Raw genomic sequence first — 17925 nt, 5'->3', positions numbered from 1 at the left:
TTAATTATGGAATATTTAGATTTCGAAAAACCAATACAAGATATTCAAGATCAATATTTTAATTGTCTTCTTATAGAAAAAAAAAGTGGAATAAATATGAAAAATATCTGTGTACAATTACAATCTAAATTAGAAAAGATTATTAAAAAAGTACATAGTAATTTAACGCCGTGGCAAAGAGTTCAATTATCTAGACACCCAAATAGACCATACACTTTAGATTATATAAAATTCATAACAAAGAAAAATTCGTTTATAGAATTACATGGAGATAGATGTTTTGGAGATGATAAAGCAATTATAGGTGGATTTGGAATAATAGATGATATTACTTTTATGATGATAGGAACTCAAAAAGGAAGAAATATTAAAGATAGAAAATATAGAAGATTTGGAATGCCAAATCCAGAAGGGTATAGAAAAGCCTTACGTTTAATGAAATTAGCGGAAAAATTTAGAAAACCAATTATTACATTTATTGATACTCCAGGAGCATTTCCAGGATTGGAAGCTGAAGAAAGAGGTCAAGGTGAGGCAATTGGAAAAAATATTTATGAAATGATGTGTTTAAAAGTTCCTGTTATAGTTTTAATTATTGGTGAAGGTGCTAGTGGTGGAGCATTAGGGATAGGAATAGGAGATAAAGTTTCTATGATGGAAAATTCATGGTTTTCTGTAATTTCACCCGAAAGTTGTTCTACAATATTATGGGGAAATTGGAAAAAAAAAGAAGAAACTGCGAAAGCATTAAAATTGACTGCATACGAAATTCATAAATTTAATTTTATAGATGATATAATAAAAGAACCCTTGGGAGGGGCTCATTTTCATCCTAAAAAAACTTTTAAGTTAGTTAAAAGAAAAATAATGAAATATTATAGAGAATTATCAAAAATTGATATAGATTCTATTATCAGATTAAGAAAAAATAAATATATTTCAATGGGCATTTTTGACGATTAATAAAAATATATAATTTTAAAATTTTATAAAATGATAAATAATGAAATTTTAGGTAAAGTACCACCTCAAGCAGTTGATATAGAAGAATTTATAATTGGATCGATTATGATCGATAAAAAAGGATTAGATGAAGTTATTAGTATAATTTTTCCTGAAATTTTTTATAAAAAAGAGCATCAATATATATATACTGCTATACGTAATTTGTATAATAATTCTAATCCAATAGATTTATATACTGTATCTAATGAATTACGTAAAGAAGGAAAATTAGATTTGATAGGCGGTGAATTATATTTAATAGAATTAACACAAAAAGTTATTTCTTCAGCTCATATAGAATATCACGGTAAAATTGTTTTGCAAAAATTTTTATTAAGAGAATTAATTAAAATATCTTCTGATCTTATAAAAAAATGTTATGAACATAATACGGATATTTTTGATTTATTAAATTATGCAGAAAATAAAATTTTCGAAATAAATCAAAAATATCTAATGAAAAAAAAATATGAATCTACCGAAGATTTAGTAAATAGAGTTATTGAAAAAATTAGAACAACTAAAAATAAAGGATTAAGTGGTGTTCCATCTGGTTTTCATAAGTTAGATAGTATTACTTCTGGTTGGCAGAATTCTGATTTAATTGTAATTGCATCTAGACCAGGAATGGGAAAAACCACTTTTATGTTATCTATGGTGGCTAATATTTCTTTAAAAAAGAATATTCCTATAGCTATATTTTCTTTGGAAATGTCTCCAGTACAATTAATTACGAAATTAATTTCATCAGAAACTAAAATATCTTCGGAAAAAATTAGAAAAGCAAATTTATCAAGATCCGATTGGGAATGTTTAATAGAAAAATCTGAAAAAATAAAAAGATCTCCTTTATATATAAATGACACCCCATCTTTATCCATATTTGATTTACGTGCAAAATGTAGAAATCTAATTTCTAAAAAGAAAGTAAAATTAATATTAATTGATTATATGCAATTAATGAGAAATCATCATACTTATAGATCACAAAATAGAGAACAAGAAATATCCATAATTTCTAGAAATTTAAAATCAATAGCTAAAGAATTGGATATTCCTATTATTGTATTATCTCAGTTATCTAGAGCAGTAGAAAATAGAGGTGGAAATAAAAGACCTTTATTATCAGATTTACGAGAATCTGGAGCCATTGAACAAGATGCTGATATTGTAATATTTATTTATAGACCAGAATATTATGGATTCAAAATATGGGATAGTGATTATCATAATGAATCGTGTAATGGACAAGCAGAAGTAATTATATCTAAACATAGAAATGGAAGTTTAAATAAATTCAGATTGCAATTTATAGCTGATCAATCAAGATTTGAAAATTTTAAAGAAACTAACCCGGTTCCTTTAGATTGGGAAGAAGATTATAAAAAAAATGTAATTGATTATGAAAATAATAGATTAAATAATAAAATTAATAAAAACGGAGATAATAATACATTATTTTCATCTATTTTTCTTGATGAAGAAAATGAATAATTTTAATTGATTAAAAATATTATTCTGTATTTTTGTATTATAAAAAATCTGTTATTATTTGACAATTATAAAATCTTTATCTGGGATTAGAGGAACTATAGGTGGAAAAATTGATAATAGTTTTTCTCCTATGGAAATAATAAATTTTTCTTCTGGATATTTTTATTGGATAAAAAAGAAAAATAAAAAAAAAAATTATTTATTAGTAATAGGAAGAGATGGTCGTTTAACATCAAAATTATTTCAAAAATTAGTAATAATAACCATTCGAAGTTTAGGTGGGAACATCATGAGCATTGGATTATCCACAACTCCAACCGTAGGTATATCTATAATTAATGAAAAAGCAGATGGAGGTATTATGATAACTGCCAGTCATAATCCAAAGAATTGGAATGGAATAAAATTATTTAATTCTATGGGAGAATTTTTATCTGAAAATGAATTTATAGAATTATCTAAAATTGTAGATAAAAAAAATTTTCGTTTTGCAACTTACAAAAAGTTAGGACATTTTTATCAAAAAAAAAATTATATTCAAAATCATATAGATAAAATATTATCTTTACCGATCATTAATAAAAATTTTATAAAAAAATGTAATTTAAAAATAGTAGTTGATGGAATAAATTCTACTGGTGGTATAGCAGTTCCTATTTTATTAAAAAGTTTAGGAATTAATGTTGTTAAGATGAATTGCAATCCTAATGGTGATTTTGCACATGATCCAGAACCAATAAAAAAAAATTTAAAATTAATTTGTAAAAAAGTTCCAGAATTAAAAGCTGATTTAGGTATATCTGTAGATCCAGATGTAGATAGAGTAGTATTCGTTTGTGAAAACGGAGAATTTTTTGGAGAAGAATATACCTTAATATCTATTGCAGATTTTATATTAAAAAACGAATCTGGTCCAGTAGTTACTACATTATCTTCTTCCCATGTTTTGAAAAAAATTTGTATAAAAAAAGGGATTTCATTTTTTACTACTTCAGTAGGAGAAGTAAATGTTGTAAAAAAAATGAAAAGTGTAAATGCAATTATTGGAGGTGAAGGAAATGGTGGAATAATTTATCCAAAAATCCGTTATGGAAGAGATGCATTAGTTGCAATTGCTTTATTCTTAACTAATTTATCTAGTATGAAAAATATTTCTTTATCTAAATTAAAAAAAAAATATCCTATTTTTTTTATGTCTAAAAAAAGAATTCAATTATCACCGAATTATAATTATTCAGAAATTTTAAAAAAAATAAAGAGTAAATATAAAAATCAAAAAATGGATTTTAGAGATGGAATAAAAATTCATTTATTAAATGATGAATGGATACATATAAGAAATTCTAATACTGAAAATATTATAAGAATATATACGGAAAGTCCTTTGTCAAAAAAGAGAGCTAATGATTTAGTTAAAGAAGTTCTAAATGAAATAAAAAATAAAAAATATTAACATTATGACGCAAAATATAATCAAATATGTAGAAAAAAAATTTATTGTAAAAAATAAATTTCCAAAATTTCATTCAGGATACACAATAACAGTATTTTTTGAAATTATAGAAGGAGAAAAAAAAAGAATTCAATCTTTTAGAGGAATTGTAATAAAAAAACAAGGGATTGGTTTAACAAAGACATTTACCATACGAAAAATAAGTTTAGGAATTGGTATAGAACGGATATTTATGTTAAATCAGCCTAATATAAAAAAAATAGAAATTAATAAAACTGGAAAAGTGAGAAGATCTAGAATATATTATTTAAGATTTTTAAAAGGAAAAAAAGCTAAAATTAAAAGTTAATAAAAGCAAAAAAAGGTGGAAATTATCCTTTTCTTGCTTTTTTTTATTTTATTTTACTGTTACTTATTACTTTGTTTCGTTATTTTCAGATGGTGTTGTACTATCTTTATTAGAAGAATCATTTTCTTCATTATTTTTTGAAGTTCCATCATGATCATTGGATGAAGTATCATCAGAAGATGATGAAGATGTTGAATCTGTAGGACTTTCATTTTCATTATTAATTGGTCTATCTTCTTCTGTATCACTTTCATTAGTGTTATTATCACTACTTTTATTTTTATTATTGCAACCAACGGCAAGTAATAATGTTGCTAACAACATTGTTGTAACAGCAATTCTTAATTTTTTCATCATAAATATTTCAAATTTTAGACATTCAGAACAAATTTATATAAAAATTTTAAATGAAAAAATATATATTTATCTATGGCTTTTTTTTATAAAAATTATGATTTCATTTTAATTTTTATTTACCTAATTCTAGATATTAGAATATTATATATTTATTTTTCTTTTATTCAATGTAATTATTTAATAAAATATAAAATATTATGTCTTTAAACGACAAAATTATAAAAGAAGCATTAACTTTTGATGATGTTTTACTTATTCCATCATATTCTTCAGTATTACCTTCAGAAGTTTCTTTAAAAACATCTTTAACTAATGATATTATCTTAAATATTCCAATAATGAGTGCAGCAATGGATACTGTAACTGAATCTTCTTTGGCTATTTCTCTTGCCAGAGCTGGTGGTATAGGAATTATTCATAAAAATATGAATATAAAAAATCAAACAAAAGAAGTATATAAAGTAAAAAGATGTGAAAGTGGAATAATAGATAATCCTATTACTCTTTCTAGAAATTCTACATTAAAAAAAGCTCAATTTTTAATGAAAAAATATAGTATATCCGGATTACCGGTTATAGAAAAAAATAGATATTTAGTAGGTATAATTACTAGAAGAGATATTAAATATAGAATTGATTTAGATTCTTTAGTAGAAGAAGTAATGACAAAAGATAATTTAATAAAATCAACAAAAAATATAACAATAGAGAATGCAAAAAATATTTTATTAAAGGAAAGAATAGAAAAATTACCAATTGTAGATGATTCTAATAAATTAGAGGGATTAATAACAATTAAAGATATTGATAATATTATTAAATATCCTAATGCTTGTAAAGATTCTAAAGGATGTCTTAGAGTAGGTGCAGCAGTAGGAATAGATAATAAAACTTTAGATAGGGTGGAGTCATTAATGAAAGTAAAAGTAGATATTATAACTATTGATTCTGCTCATGGTCATTCTTCTAGAATTATTAATATTATAAAATTAATTCGTCATTCTTTTCCAAGAATTCCGTTATTAGTAGGAAATGTGGTTACCAAAAAAGGTGCTAAAGATTTAATAGATGCTGGTTCATCTATTTTAAAAGTTGGAATTGGATCTGGATCAATATGCACTACTAGAGTTATAGCTGGGGTAGGAATGCCTCAAATTACTGCTATAAATGATGTTTATGAATATTCTAAAACAAGAAATGTTAATGTAGTTTCTGATGGAGGAATTAGATATTCAGGAGATGTAGTAAAAGCTTTAGCATTTGGAGCAAGTTCAGTAATGATAGGGAGTTTATTTGCAGGTGCAGATGAAGCTCCTGGAGAAGAAGTAATATCTCATGGTAGAAAATTTAAAACTTATGTAGGTATGGGTTCATTAATAGCTATGAATAGAGGAAGTAAAGATAGATATTTTCAACTAAATGATAAATTAGTTCCAGAAGGAATAGAAGCAATAGTTCCTTATAAGGGAAAAATGAAAGATATTATTTATCAAATTTGCGGTGGATTACGTTCAGGTATGGGATATTGTGGTGTTTCTAATATTACAGATCTAATGAATAAAGCAAAATTTGTAAAAATAACTAATTCAGGAATAAAAGAAAATCATCCACATAGTGTAAATATAATTAAGGAAGCACCTAATTATTTTATAAAATAATTACAAAAATACCCGGGACGGGAGTCGAACCCGTATGATCATAATGATCACAGGATTTTAAGTCCTGTGTGTATACCAATTCCACCACCCGGATGCATCTAAAATAAGCGAGAAACGGGGTTTGAACCCGTGACCCCAACCTTGGCAAGGTTGTACTCTACCAACTGAGCTATTCTCGCTATTTATATAATCACTAATATATATAAAAAATACTTTATATATTATTATATATTCAATAATTATAATTTTTTAATAAATTTTTTATTTTTTCAATAATAATTAATTTTTTATTATATGATAATAATTTTATATTTTTTATTTCTTTTATTATCTCGTTTAAATAATTTTTTTTATCATTTTCTATATTTTTTAAAATATTATTTGCTCTATTAATAATTTTTATAGGAATTCCTGATATTTTTGCTACATGAATTCCCATACTGGATTTACTAGTTCCAGGTAATAATTTTCTTATAAAAATAATATTGTTATTAATTTTTTTTACAGATATATGATAATTTTTAACTCTATAAAAATTTAAATAAATTTGATTTAATTCATGATAATGAGTAGCAAATAAAGTAAATGGCATTAGTTTATCTTCGTGTAGAAATTCTATAATTGATTTAGCTAACGCTACTCCCTCATTAGTACTAGTTCCTCTTCCTATTTCATCTAAAATAATTAAACTTCTTTTTGTAAAGTTATTTAATATATTGGCAGTTTCATTCATTTCTACCATAAAAGTTGATTCCCCAATTGAAATATTATCAGTTGCTCCGATTCTGCTAAATATTTTATCTATTATTCCTATTTCTGCATATTCAGCAGGAATATAGCTACCAATTTGTGACATTAGTACAATAATAGCAGTTTGACGTAAGACTGCAGATTTTCCTGACATATTAGGTCCTGTTATAATAATAATTTGTTGTGTTTTTTTATCAAGAAAAATATTATTTGGAATATATGAATTTTTATCTAGAAAATTTTTTTCTATTACTGGATGTCTACCATTTTTAATCAATAAATTATAAGAATCATTAATTTTTGGTTCTGAATAATTATTTTTTAATGCATTAGATGAAAATGAACATAATACATCTAGTTCGGCTATTATTTTTGAAATATTTTGTAGATTTTTTAAATCTTTTAGGATATTCTTGATTAATTTATTGAATAATTCTTTTTCTAGAAAAACTATTTTTTTTTCTATATTTAGAATATTTAATTCATAATTTTTTAGATCTTGAGTGGTATATCTTATTATATTTGCTAATATTTGTTTTTGTATCCAATAATTTGGAACATTTTTTTTATCTTTTTTTTTTATTTCAAAAGAATATCCAAATGCATTATTAAAATTTATTTTAATATTTTTTATTTTTGTTTTTGTTTTTTCTTTATCAATAATTTTTTCTAAAAATTCTTTTTGATTTAAATATAATTTTCTAGTTTTATCCAGTATTTGAGAAACACCTTCTTTTATTGTTTTTCCAATTTCTTTATCCATTTGATATGGTAATGCATCTTCTATTATAGTTTTTTTTATTTCTTTATAAACATGAATACAATTAAAACATTCTAAATATTCTCCTATAATTTGAATTGATTTTTTTTTTTGAATAATTATTTTTTTTTTTATTTCTTCTATATGAAAAATAGATTTATTTAAGATTAATGTTTCTTTTGGATTAGTTTTTCCTACTACCATTCTTGATATAATTCTTTCTAGATCATAAATTCCTTTTAGTTTTTTTTCTATAAAATTTCTTAAAGAATTATTAAGATATAGTTCTTTAACTATTTGAATTCTTTTATTTATAATATCGATATCAATTAACGGAAATAATAACCAATTTTTTAATAATCTTCCTCCCATAGAAGTAATAGTGTTATCTAATACTTTTATTAAAGATGTTCCATTTTTATTTATAGATTGAAATATTTCTAAATTATTAAATGTATAATCATCAATCCACATGAACTTTTTTCTATTTATTATACGTATATTTGAAATATGATCAATTTTATAATATTGATTATTAGTTACATAAAACAATATAACTCCGGAAGATACTATTCCTAATTTCATATGTTCAATTCCAAATCCTTTTAAAGAATTTGTTTTAAAATGAAAAATTAATTTTTCATAAGAATTTTGGAAATTAAATATCCAATCTTCTATTAAGAAGATTGGATATTTATTATTTTTTAATAAATTATTAAAATAATCTTTTTTACTTTTTTGAAAAATTATTTCATTAGGTTGAAAATGATTAATATATTGTAATAAATAATTTTCTTTATCTTCTATAATAAAAAAATCTCCTGTGGAAATATCTAATAAACTTAACCCAAATTTTTTTTTATCTATGTGAATAGATGCTAAAAAATTATTTTTTTTATTCTTAAGAATATTTTCATTTAATATTACTCCCGGAGTAATTAGTTCTACTACACCTCTTTTTACAATGTTTTTACCTTTGATTGGTTCTTCTAATTGATTACAAATAGCTATTCTTACTCCTGATTTAATTAGTTTTGAAAGATAATTATTTAACGAATGGCAAGGAAATCCAGCTAAATGAGTAATTTTTTTTGATCTTCTTGTTAAAACAATATTTAGTATTTTAGAGCACATAATGGCATCTTTCCCAAAAGTTTCATAAAAATCACCAACTTGGAATAATAAAATAGAATTAGGATATTTTTTTTTTATATTATTATATTGTTTAATTAATGGGGTTTCTTCTTTTTTATTATTTAATTCTTTTAAATTCATTTTTTAGTAATAAATATTAAATAAAATTTTTTCATGCTAAAAAAATTTACTGAGTATAAAGAACTGGATTTAGTTAAATTTTTTATTGAGATAGATAAATATTGGAATGATTATAAAATATTTCAAAAAATTCAAGAAGATTTTTTAAAAAGTTGTAATGATAAAAATAGTTCTTTTTATATATTATATGATGGTCCGCCGTCATTAAATGGATATCCGGGAATTCATCATATATTATCTAGAACTATTAAGGATATTTTTTGCAGATATAATTTTTTAAAAGGAAAAAAAGTATTTAGAAAATCAGGATGGGATGCGCATGGATTACCAGTAGAATTAAATGTAGAAAAAAAACTAGGAATAAATAAAAACAATATAGGAAAAGAAATTAGTATACGTGAATATAATAAAATTTGTGAAAATTTTGTTTATGATTCATTAAAAAAATGGAAAATTTTTACAAAAAAAATAGGATATTGGATTGATTTAAATGATTATTTTATTACTTCTAATTCGAAATATATTGAAAGTACATGGTGGGTAATTAAAGAATTATATAAAAAAAATTTCCTTTATGAAGGATATACTGTTCAACCATATTCGCCTTCTGCTGGAACTCCATTAAGTTATCATGAATTAAATATGCCAGGAGCATATAAAAAAGTAGAACAAATCTCACCTATTGTTAAATTTAAATCAATAAAAAAATCTTTATCTAATATTTTTAAAAAAATATCAGGTGATATTTATTTTTTATCTTGGACTACAACTCCATGGACATTGCCATCTAATACTGCTTTAGCTATTGGATTAGATATAAATTATATTTTAGTAAAAACTTTTAATTATTTAAATAATAAAAAAGAAAATATTATTTTTTCTGAAAAATTGATTCATAAAGTTTTATTATCAAGGAATTATTATCCTGTTTTTAATGAAAATGATTTAAAAATAGATTTTTCTAATAAAAAATTCAAAAAAATTCCTTATCTGATAATTTGTAAATTTAAAGGTAAAAAATTAATTAATAGTAAATATGAACAATTATTTGCTTGGTTTTCTCCTTTTAAAAAGATAGAAAAAGCATTTAGAATTATCGAAAGTAATTTTATAAATACAGAATATGGTACTGGAATTGTTCATATATCACCGACTTTTGGAATAGAAGATTTTATAGTTGCTAAAAAAAATGATATTCCTCCAATATTAATTTTAAAAGAAAATAACGTTTTAGCTCCATTAGTAGATTTACAAGGAAAATTTTTAGACGATTTTCCTTATGATTTAGGGGGTAGATATATAAAAAATGATTTTGATCCTAATCATAATAAAAAATTTGATATTTCAGTAGATCAAAAAATAATTTCAATTTTAGAAAAAGAAAATAAAATATTTAAATCAGAAAAGCATATCCATTTTTATCCTCATTGTTGGAGAACAGAAAAACCAATAATCTATTATCCATTACATTCATGGTTTATCAACAGTGAAAAAATTAAGAATAAAATTATTTTTTTGAATCGTGGAATTCAATGGCATTCTTCTGAATCTAATACTAAAAATAATAATAGATTTAATTCCTGGTTAAAAAATTTAAAAAATTGGAATCTATCAAGAACTAGATATTGGGGAACACCTTTACCTATTTGGAAAACTAAAAATGGAAGTGAAACAATAGTTATAGGATCTTTAAAAGAATTATTTATAGAAATTCAAAAATCTATTGATTATGGATATATGCAAGAAAATTTTCTCAAAAATAAAGGATTTATATTAGATAATATGAGTGATGAAAATTATCATAAAATAGACTTACACAAACATATTTTAGATAAAATTATATTAGTTTCTTCCAAAGGAAAGAAAATGATAAGAGAGAATTATTTAGTTGATGTATGGTTTGATTCTGGAGTCATGCCATATGCTCAATTTCATTATCCTTTTGAAAATAGAAGTTTAATTGATGAAAATGTATTTTTTCCATCTGATTTTATTTCAGAAGGTGTAGATCAAACGAGAGGATGGTTTTCTACTTTACATATTATAAGTAGTGCTATTTTTAAATCTATTGCATATAAAAATGTAATATCTACTGGACTTATTTTGGATAAAAATGGACATAAAATGTCTAAAAGTAAAGGAAATACTATAGATCCTATTTATTTAATTGATAATTATGGTCCTGACGCTATACGTTGGTATATTATATATAATTCTGAACCTTGGGAAAATATAAAATTTGATGTAGATGGAATTCATAATATTATAAAAAAATTTTTTGGAACATTTTATAATATTTATTCTTTTTTTGTTCAATATGCTAATATTGATAATTTTTTATATAAAGAAGTAGATGATAAAAAATTTTATACAAAATTAGATTTTTGGATTCTTTCAAAGTTAAATAATGTTATTTTAAAAACTGATGAATATTATAAAAATTACAATTCAACTAAAGTTGCTAGACTTATTACAAATTTTTTATTAACTCAATTAAGTAATTGGTATATTAGACTTTGTAGAAAAAGATTCTGGAAAGAAAAATATACTAATAGTAAAATTTCTGCCTACCAAATACTTTATACTTGTTTAATTACCATCACAAAAATAGTATCTCCAATTATTCCATTTTTTTCAGAAAGAATTTATTTAAATCTAAATTCTATAACTAAAAAAGAAAAATTTAAAAGTGTTCATTTGAGTAATTTTCCTATTTGTAATAGAAATTTAATTGATCTAAATCTTGAATTTACCATGTCTTTAGTGCAAAAAATTGTTGCTATGGTATTTTCTATTAGAAAAAAAAATAATATTAAAATCCGTCAGCCCTTAAAAAGGATACTTATTTTTTCTAAAAAAGAAGAAGAAAGAAAGGCTTTAATTAAAATGTCTAGTATAGTTAAAAAAGAGTCTAACATAAAACATATTCAATTTCCTAATTCTTATAAAAATTTAGAATTAATCAAGCATATTAAACCTAATTATAAATTTTTAGGACCAAAATTTGGAAAAGAAACTAGAAAAATTTCTGATTGTATTAAAAATTTTACACAAGAAGAAATAAAAAAAATTGAAAAAAATGGAGAATTAATTATTTTTTTATCTAAAAAAAAATATGTAAAAATTTTATTAGAAGATGTAAATATTACTACAGAATATATCAAAAATTGGGATGTTTCATTTAGTCAAAATTTAACAGTAGCTCTAGATTTAGAGATAACAAAATCTTTAAGAGAAGAAGGATTTATAAGAGATATAATTAGAAATATACAAAATTTAAGAAAAAAATTAAATTATAAAATAACAGAAAAAATAAATATTTATATTAATTCTGATAAAGAAATAAAATCTATTTTAACTAAAAATATAAAAATTATTTGTACAGAAACTTTATCTAAAAAAGTTATATTTTCTAATATGGAAAATGGAATAAAAATTTATATTGGAAGTAAACAATTGTTTATATATTTAAAATAGAATAAAAATTTTATTCTAAATCTAGAAATTAATTTAGAAAAAAATAAGATACTTGAAAAGAAGTTTTTTTATAATTTTACCAATTATTGTATTGGATCAACTTCTTAAAATTTATGTAAAAACTCATTTTAGATTAGGGGATGAATTCTATATATTTTCATTTTTTAGAATAAATTTTATAGAAAATCCTGGAATAGCTTATGGTTTTTTTATTAATAAATCTTATGGAAAGATAATATTAAGCATTATTAAAGTAATTTTAATTATAATAATTTCAATTTTTCATATCAATAACATAAGAAAAAATGTTACTAATTATATAATTATTCCAATAGATTTTATTTTATCTGGTTCTATAAGTAATTTTTTGGATAACGCTTTATATGGTTTATTATTTAATAGCGGTACTGTTTATAATAAAAAATTTCATAATTGGATTTTTTATTCGGGGATATCCACTATAGATTTTTCCTTTAAAAAAGGATATTCTCATTTTATGGAAGGATGTATTGTTGATATGTTTTATTTTCCATTAATAAATTTTTCATTTCCAAAATGGATCCCTATTGTTAGTGAATTTAATTTTCAATTTTTTCAACCTATTTTTAATTTATCAGATATTTTTATATTTATTGGAATTATTCTTCTATTTTTTTTTAGAAATAAAATCAATCAATATTAAGCAATTAATTTTTTCTTACATGATTATTTATTTTTTTTGAGAATTATAAAAATCTCTATAGATTTGCGTATTAAAGATTTTCATAATGAAAATCTTTATAATTTTTTCTAGCCGGTGTAGCTCAGTTGGTAGAGCACGTGATTTGTAATCTCGGGGTCGTGGGTTCGATCCCCTCCACCGGCTTATTAAGGAATTTTTTAATGAATTAATTACACTCTCTGGGGAGATACTCAAGTTTGGTTAACGAGGACAGACTGTAAATCTGTTGGCATTGCCTTCGCAGGTTCGAATCCTGCTCTCCCCACAAAACAAAATTATTTATGCGGAAGTAGCTCAGTTGGTAGAGCATCAGCCTTCCAAGTTGAATGTCGCGGGTTCGACCCCCGTCTTCCGCTCTATTTGTCGGCCAATGTAGCTCAGTTGGTAGAGCACTTCCTTGGTAAGGAAGAGGTCACGGGTTCAAATCCCGCCGTTGGCTTTTGAATAAATTTATAATGGCAAAAGAAAAATTTAAAAGAGATAAACCACACTTAAATATAGGTACTACAGGTCATGTAGATCATGGTAAAACTACATTAACCGCTGCTATCACGAAAGTTTTATCAAAGGAAGGATTAGCTGAAGAAAAAACATTTGATGCTATTGATAATGCTCCAGAAGAAAAAGCAAGAGGTATTACCATTAATACTTCTCATGTAGAATATGAAACTATAAAAAGACATTATGCACATGTAGACTGTCCCGGACACGCAGATTATGTAAAAAATATGATTACAGGAGCAGCGCAAATGGATGGAGCTATTTTGGTTGTTGCTGCTACGGATGGTCCTATGCCTCAAACCAGAGAACATATTTTATTAGCTCGTCAAGTTGGAGTTCCAAAAATAGTAGTCTTTATAAATAAAGTTGATCAAGTAGATGATAATGAATTATTAGAGTTGGTAGAAATGGAAATCAGAGAATTGCTAACCAAATATGAATATGATGGTGATGGAATTCCTGTAGTTAAAGGATCAGCATTAGGTGCTTTGAATGGTGAAAAAAAATGGATTGAAAAAATTCAAGATCTTATGAATGTATTGGACGAATATATTCCTGATCCGGTTAGAGCTATGGATAAACCATTTTTAATGCCTATAGAAGATGTTTTCACAATAACTGGAAGAGGCACTGTAGCCACTGGTAGAATAGAAAGTGGGATAATTAATACTGGAGATATTGTAGATATAATTGGAATGGGAGATAAAAAATTATCTTCTACAATAACTGGAGTTGAAATGTTTCGAAAAATATTAGATAGAGGACAAGCTGGAGATAATGTAGGACTTTTATTGCGTGGGATAGAAAAAAAAGATATTCGAAGAGGAATGGTAATTGGAACCCCTGGAAAATTAGAATCTTATAAAGAATTTAAAGCTGAAGTCTATATTCTTACAAAAGAAGAAGGTGGTCGACATACACCATTTCATAATAAATATAGACCTCAATTTTATTTAAGAACTACAGATGTTACAGGAGAAATTTATTTACCAAAAGGTGTAGAAATGGTAATGCCAGGTGATAATGTTTCCATGCATGTTAAATTACATCAACCAGTAGCTTTAAATGATCAATTAAGATTTGCAATTAGAGAAGGTGGAAAAACTGTTGGTGCTGGTCAAGTAACTGATATTATAAAAAATAAATAATTTTTACGGATGTAGCTCAGTAAGGTAGAGCATCGGTCTCCAAAACCGAAGGTCGTAAGTTCGATTCTTACCATCCGTGTTTTTTAAATTAACAAAATGATTAAAAAAAATAATTTTTTCTTAGAGATTTATAGTGAATTTTTTCATAATATTTCTTGGCCTAAATGGAGAGATTTAAAATATTTAACAATACTAGTATTTTTTTTTTCTATATTTTTATCAATATTTTTATATAGTGTAGACAACATTTTTATTTTTTTAATCAAGAAAATTTTTTCTATATGAAAATATTAATATTAAAAAATATAATATGAATAATTTAGAAAAAAAATGGTATGTGATCAAAACTATTAGTGGAAGAGAAAATAAGATAAAATTATACATTGAAAATGAAGTCAAAAATAATGGATTGGAAAAAGAAATAGGAGATATTTTAGTACCTACTGAAAAAATTATTCAAATAAAAAATGGTAAAAAAATTTATAAAGATAAAGTATATTATCCAGGATATGTAATGATAGAAGCTAATTTGGAAGGTGAGGCATTATATGCAATTAGAAATGTTCCAGGTGTTATTACATTTTTAGGAGAAGGTAAAGGAAGTAAATCTAATCCTGTACCTATGAGAAAAAATGAAATAAGTAAAATTTTAGGAAAAATAGAAAATTCTTTAGAAGAATTTGAAAATAATATAGAAGTTCCTTTTGTAATAGGAGAAACAATAAAAGTTATTGATGGTCCTTTTAGTGGATTTAATGGAACAATTGAAAAAATTAATGAAGAAAAAAGAAAATTAGAATTAGCTGTTTTAATATTTGGTAGAAAAACACCATTAGAATTAAATTTTACGCAAATAGAAAAAATATAGATATGAAATGGGAAAAAAAATTATAAAAAAAATTAAAATTCAAAAAATAATGGGTGGAAAAGCTACTCCAGCTCCTCCAATTGGGCCAATATTAGGTAGTTCTGGGGTAAATATAATGGAATTTTGCAAAAAATTTAATGAGGAAACTAGAAATAGTTTAGGAAAATCTTGTCCAGTCATAATAAGTGTATATGAAGATAAATCATTTTCTTTTATTATAAAAAAACCTCCAGTATCTTTATTATTATTAAATACTATTGGAATTGAAAAAGGATCTAAAGAATCTAATCGGATTAAAATGGGGAAAATTAATTTAGATGATGTTTTATCAATAGCTAAAAGTAAAATGAATGATTTAAATTGTTCTTCTATTGATGCTGCAGTATCTATGATTTGTGGAACTGCTAAATCTATGGGAATAGAAATTGATTTTTCAAAGAAAAATGTCAAAAAAAATAACTAAAAATAGAAAGAAAATTCTTAGTAATCTTTCAAATTTAAAAGAAAAATATCCATTGAAAAAATGTTTGTCAATTCTTAAAAAAATAAGTTTTACAAAATTTGATGAATCTATTGATATATCAATTAATTTAAGTATGAGTACTAAGAATCAAAATCAATCAATCAAAGGTATTGTTAAATTACCTAATGGAAATGGAAAAAAACATTGTATACTATCTTTAGTATCAAAAGATAAAGAATCTATATCCCAAGAATTGGGTGCTAATTATATTGGATTAAATTTTATTGAAAAAATAAAAAATGGTTGGTGGGATGATGCTATTAATTTTGTTATTTCAATGCCTACAGTAATGAAAGAATTGACGCCAATTTCTAAATTTTTAGGAGTGAAAGGTTTGATGCCAAATCCTAAAGTTGGAACTATGTCAGATAATCCAGAAAAATGTATAAAAGATATAAAATCAGGAAAATTGGTATTTAAAGTAGATCGTTATGGAGTTATTAATTTTCCGATAGGAAAAGTATCATTTTCTGAAAAATATTTATATGAAAATATAATTATTTTTGTAAAAGAGGTAACTCGTCTTAATCCTTCATTTTTTAAGAGAAGTAAGTATATAAATATAAATAGTATTTATTTGTCTACAACTATGAGTTGTAGTGTTCAGTTAGATTTAAAAAAATTGTTTTATGAAGATAAATAGAAAACAAAAAAATTGTAAAGAATTATCCGAGTTAACTTCTATATTATCTAATAATGAATCAGTATATTTAATTAATATATCTAATTTAGATTCTAATCAAATTTCTTTTTTAAGAAAAAATTTTTATAAGAATAATATTAGAATGAAAGTAGTGAAAAATTCATTATTAAAAATTTCTATAAGAAAAAATAAAAAATTAAATTCTTTTATTCCATTTTTAAATGGAAATAGTAGTATTGTTTTTTCAAATAAAGGAAAAATAATATCTCAAATTATTAAAAAATTTCATAATCAAGAAAAAATTGAAAGACCTATTTTAAAAGCAGCTTATTTTCAAGAATTATTTTATTTTGGAAATAAAGGTCTAGATTTAATTATTAATTTTAAATCAAAAGAAGATTTAATTATTGATATTTTATTAATTCTTCAATATCCAATTAAGGAAATTATATTTTCATTTTCGCAAGAATTTAATAATATATTTAATATTTTAAATTATATATCAAATAATCATATAAAAAAATCAATTAATAAATAATAGGTTAACATTAAAAAATTTATTTTAAAATGATAGAAAAATTAGCAGAACAATTAGTTAATTTAACCGTTAAACAGGTGAATGAATTAACAAATCTTTTAAAAGATAAATATGGTATAAATCCAAAAATTTTAGCAGAAAATTCGAATAATGTAAATAAAAAAGAAGAAAATATTGAAAGTGAACAAAAAAATATTTTTAATATTATTTTAAAAAAATCTGGAAATTCTAAGTTATCTGTTGTGAAACTTGTTAAAGAAGTTACTGGAAAGGGATTAAAAGATTCTAAAGATTTAGTAGATAGTGTACCTAGTACAATCAAAGAATCTGTTGATAAAAAAGAAGCTGAAGATTTAAAAAATAAATTTGAAAAAATCGGTGCTGAAATTGAATTAAAATAAAAAT

Annotated in this window: 16 protein-coding genes and 7 tRNA genes; 19 read left to right on the top strand and 4 right to left on the bottom strand. The window is 23.4% G+C overall.

The annotated features are described in order from the left end of the window. The first annotated feature begins 6 nt into the window (after positions 1-6). Genes H0H58_RS02190 through rplS form a run of 4 tightly spaced genes read left to right on the top strand, consistent with a single transcriptional unit; the run spans position 7 to position 4301 of the window. A complete protein-coding gene (locus H0H58_RS02190; protein ID WP_185864922.1) occupies positions 7-963 on the top strand; it encodes an acetyl-CoA carboxylase carboxyltransferase subunit alpha in 957 nt (318 codons plus the stop codon). A 30-nt stretch (positions 964-993) separates the two neighbouring features. Beyond that, positions 994-2499, top strand: coding sequence for a replicative DNA helicase (dnaB, locus tag H0H58_RS02185; protein WP_185864921.1), 1506 nt, complete (start codon positions 994-996; stop codon positions 2497-2499). A 58-nt stretch (positions 2500-2557) separates the two neighbouring features. Continuing rightward, positions 2558-3952, top strand: coding sequence for a phosphoglucosamine mutase (glmM, locus tag H0H58_RS02180; protein WP_185864920.1), 1395 nt, complete (start codon positions 2558-2560; stop codon positions 3950-3952). Positions 3953-3956: 4 nt separating this feature from the next. Further along, the gene (gene rplS / locus H0H58_RS02175; protein ID WP_185864919.1) at positions 3957-4301 is read left to right on the top strand and encodes a 50S ribosomal protein L19; all 345 of its coding nucleotides are present in this window, start codon (positions 3957-3959) and stop codon (positions 4299-4301) included. Between the two features lie 66 nt (positions 4302-4367). On the opposite strand, the gene H0H58_RS02170 is transcribed toward rplS, so the two are convergent. Then, complete coding sequence (locus H0H58_RS02170) at positions 4368-4658, bottom strand: hypothetical protein (RefSeq protein WP_185864918.1); 291 nt, start codon at positions 4656-4658, stop codon at positions 4368-4370. A 197-nt stretch (positions 4659-4855) separates the two neighbouring features. On the opposite strand from H0H58_RS02170, the gene guaB reads away from it, so the two are divergent. Continuing rightward, positions 4856-6316, top strand: coding sequence for an IMP dehydrogenase (gene guaB / locus H0H58_RS02165; protein ID WP_185864917.1), 1461 nt, complete (start codon positions 4856-4858; stop codon positions 6314-6316). A gap of 9 nt (positions 6317-6325) precedes the next feature. Here the strand turns inward: guaB and H0H58_RS02160 are convergent. From H0H58_RS02160 to mutS, 3 genes are all read right to left on the bottom strand, one after another. Further along, positions 6326-6410 (bottom strand) — tRNA-Leu (locus H0H58_RS02160). A gap of 12 nt (positions 6411-6422) precedes the next feature. Next, a tRNA-Gly gene (locus H0H58_RS02155) sits at positions 6423-6495 on the bottom strand. A gap of 53 nt (positions 6496-6548) precedes the next feature. Then, complete coding sequence (gene mutS, locus H0H58_RS02150; RefSeq protein WP_185864916.1) at positions 6549-9101, bottom strand: DNA mismatch repair protein MutS; 2553 nt, start codon at positions 9099-9101, stop codon at positions 6549-6551. Between the two features lie 33 nt (positions 9102-9134). Between mutS and ileS the strand changes: the two genes are divergently transcribed. The 14 genes from ileS to rplL all read left to right on the top strand — a co-directional run bounded on the left by ileS (position 9135) and on the right by rplL (position 17921). Continuing rightward, positions 9135-12578: an isoleucine--tRNA ligase gene (gene ileS, locus H0H58_RS02145; protein ID WP_185864915.1), complete on the top strand. Its 3444-nt coding sequence runs from the start codon at positions 9135-9137 to the stop codon at positions 12576-12578. A gap of 52 nt (positions 12579-12630) precedes the next feature. Then, positions 12631-13260, top strand: a complete 630-nt coding sequence (locus tag H0H58_RS02140) for a lipoprotein signal peptidase (RefSeq protein WP_185864914.1) — start codon at positions 12631-12633, stop codon at positions 13258-13260. Between the two features lie 110 nt (positions 13261-13370). Next, positions 13371-13443: transfer RNA gene (locus H0H58_RS02135), tRNA-Thr, on the top strand. 37 nt (positions 13444-13480) lie between these two features. Then, positions 13481-13564, top strand: a tRNA-Tyr gene (locus tag H0H58_RS02130). 18 nt (positions 13565-13582) lie between these two features. Next, positions 13583-13655 (top strand) — tRNA-Gly (locus H0H58_RS02125). Positions 13656-13665: 10 nt separating this feature from the next. After that, positions 13666-13738 (top strand) — tRNA-Thr (locus H0H58_RS02120). Between the two features lie 16 nt (positions 13739-13754). Further along, positions 13755-14948: an elongation factor Tu gene (gene tuf / locus H0H58_RS02115; protein ID WP_185864913.1), complete on the top strand. Its 1194-nt coding sequence runs from the start codon at positions 13755-13757 to the stop codon at positions 14946-14948. Between the two features lie 5 nt (positions 14949-14953). Next, positions 14954-15027, top strand: a tRNA-Trp gene (locus tag H0H58_RS02110). Between the two features lie 17 nt (positions 15028-15044). Continuing rightward, positions 15045-15233, top strand: coding sequence for a preprotein translocase subunit SecE (gene secE, locus H0H58_RS02105; protein WP_238785128.1), 189 nt, complete (start codon positions 15045-15047; stop codon positions 15231-15233). Positions 15234-15258: 25 nt separating this feature from the next. Continuing rightward, entirely contained in the window at positions 15259-15816 is a 558-nt protein-coding gene (nusG, locus tag H0H58_RS02100) for a transcription termination/antitermination protein NusG (protein ID WP_185864912.1), read from the top strand. A 7-nt stretch (positions 15817-15823) separates the two neighbouring features. Next, the gene (gene rplK, locus H0H58_RS02095; RefSeq protein ID WP_185864911.1) at positions 15824-16279 is read left to right on the top strand and encodes a 50S ribosomal protein L11; all 456 of its coding nucleotides are present in this window, start codon (positions 15824-15826) and stop codon (positions 16277-16279) included. Then, complete coding sequence (locus H0H58_RS02090) at positions 16260-16982, top strand: 50S ribosomal protein L1 (protein ID WP_185864910.1); 723 nt, start codon at positions 16260-16262, stop codon at positions 16980-16982. The genes rplK and H0H58_RS02090 overlap by 20 nt, the downstream gene beginning before the upstream one ends. Further along, on the top strand, positions 16969-17520 hold the full coding sequence (rplJ, locus tag H0H58_RS02085) for a 50S ribosomal protein L10 (protein ID WP_185864909.1): 552 nt from the start codon (positions 16969-16971) through the stop codon (positions 17518-17520). Before H0H58_RS02090 ends, rplJ begins: the two co-directional genes overlap by 14 nt. Positions 17521-17549: 29 nt before the next feature. After that, a complete protein-coding gene (gene rplL, locus H0H58_RS02080) occupies positions 17550-17921 on the top strand; it encodes a 50S ribosomal protein L7/L12 (protein WP_185864908.1) in 372 nt (123 codons plus the stop codon). Positions 17922-17925 lie beyond the last annotated feature (4 nt).

Source organism: Blattabacterium cuenoti (assembly GCF_014251775.1).
GTDB classification, from domain to species: Bacteria; Bacteroidota; Bacteroidia; order Flavobacteriales; family Blattabacteriaceae; genus Blattabacterium; species Blattabacterium cuenoti_H.
The sequence above is the reverse complement of the archived record's forward strand: the minus strand, read 5'-3'. Positions and strand labels throughout refer to the sequence as shown.

Bases quoted from the DNA above. Each gene is read 5' to 3' on its own strand.
- H0H58_RS02190 (WP_185864922.1), top strand. From the start codon at position 7: ATGGAATATTTAGATTTCGAAAAACCAATACAAGATATTCAAGATCAA.
- dnaB (WP_185864921.1), top strand. From the start codon at position 994: ATGATAAATAATGAAATTTTAGGTAAAGTACCACCTCAAGCAGTTGAT.
- rplS (WP_185864919.1), top strand. From the start codon at position 3,957: ATGACGCAAAATATAATCAAATATGTAGAAAAAAAATTTATTGTAAAA.
- H0H58_RS02170 (WP_185864918.1), bottom strand. From the start codon at position 4,658: ATGATGAAAAAATTAAGAATTGCTGTTACAACAATGTTGTTAGCAACA.
- guaB (WP_185864917.1), top strand. From the start codon at position 4,856: ATGTCTTTAAACGACAAAATTATAAAAGAAGCATTAACTTTTGATGAT.
- mutS (WP_185864916.1), bottom strand. From the start codon at position 9,101: ATGAATTTAAAAGAATTAAATAATAAAAAAGAAGAAACCCCATTAATT.
- ileS (WP_185864915.1), top strand. From the start codon at position 9,135: ATGCTAAAAAAATTTACTGAGTATAAAGAACTGGATTTAGTTAAATTT.
- tuf (WP_185864913.1), top strand. From the start codon at position 13,755: ATGGCAAAAGAAAAATTTAAAAGAGATAAACCACACTTAAATATAGGT.
- secE (WP_238785128.1), top strand. From the start codon at position 15,045: ATGATTAAAAAAAATAATTTTTTCTTAGAGATTTATAGTGAATTTTTT.
- nusG (WP_185864912.1), top strand. From the start codon at position 15,259: ATGAATAATTTAGAAAAAAAATGGTATGTGATCAAAACTATTAGTGGA.
- rplK (WP_185864911.1), top strand. From the start codon at position 15,824: ATGGGAAAAAAAATTATAAAAAAAATTAAAATTCAAAAAATAATGGGT.
- H0H58_RS02090 (WP_185864910.1), top strand. From the start codon at position 16,260: ATGTCAAAAAAAATAACTAAAAATAGAAAGAAAATTCTTAGTAATCTT.
- rplJ (WP_185864909.1), top strand. From the start codon at position 16,969: ATGAAGATAAATAGAAAACAAAAAAATTGTAAAGAATTATCCGAGTTA.
- rplL (WP_185864908.1), top strand. From the start codon at position 17,550: ATGATAGAAAAATTAGCAGAACAATTAGTTAATTTAACCGTTAAACAG.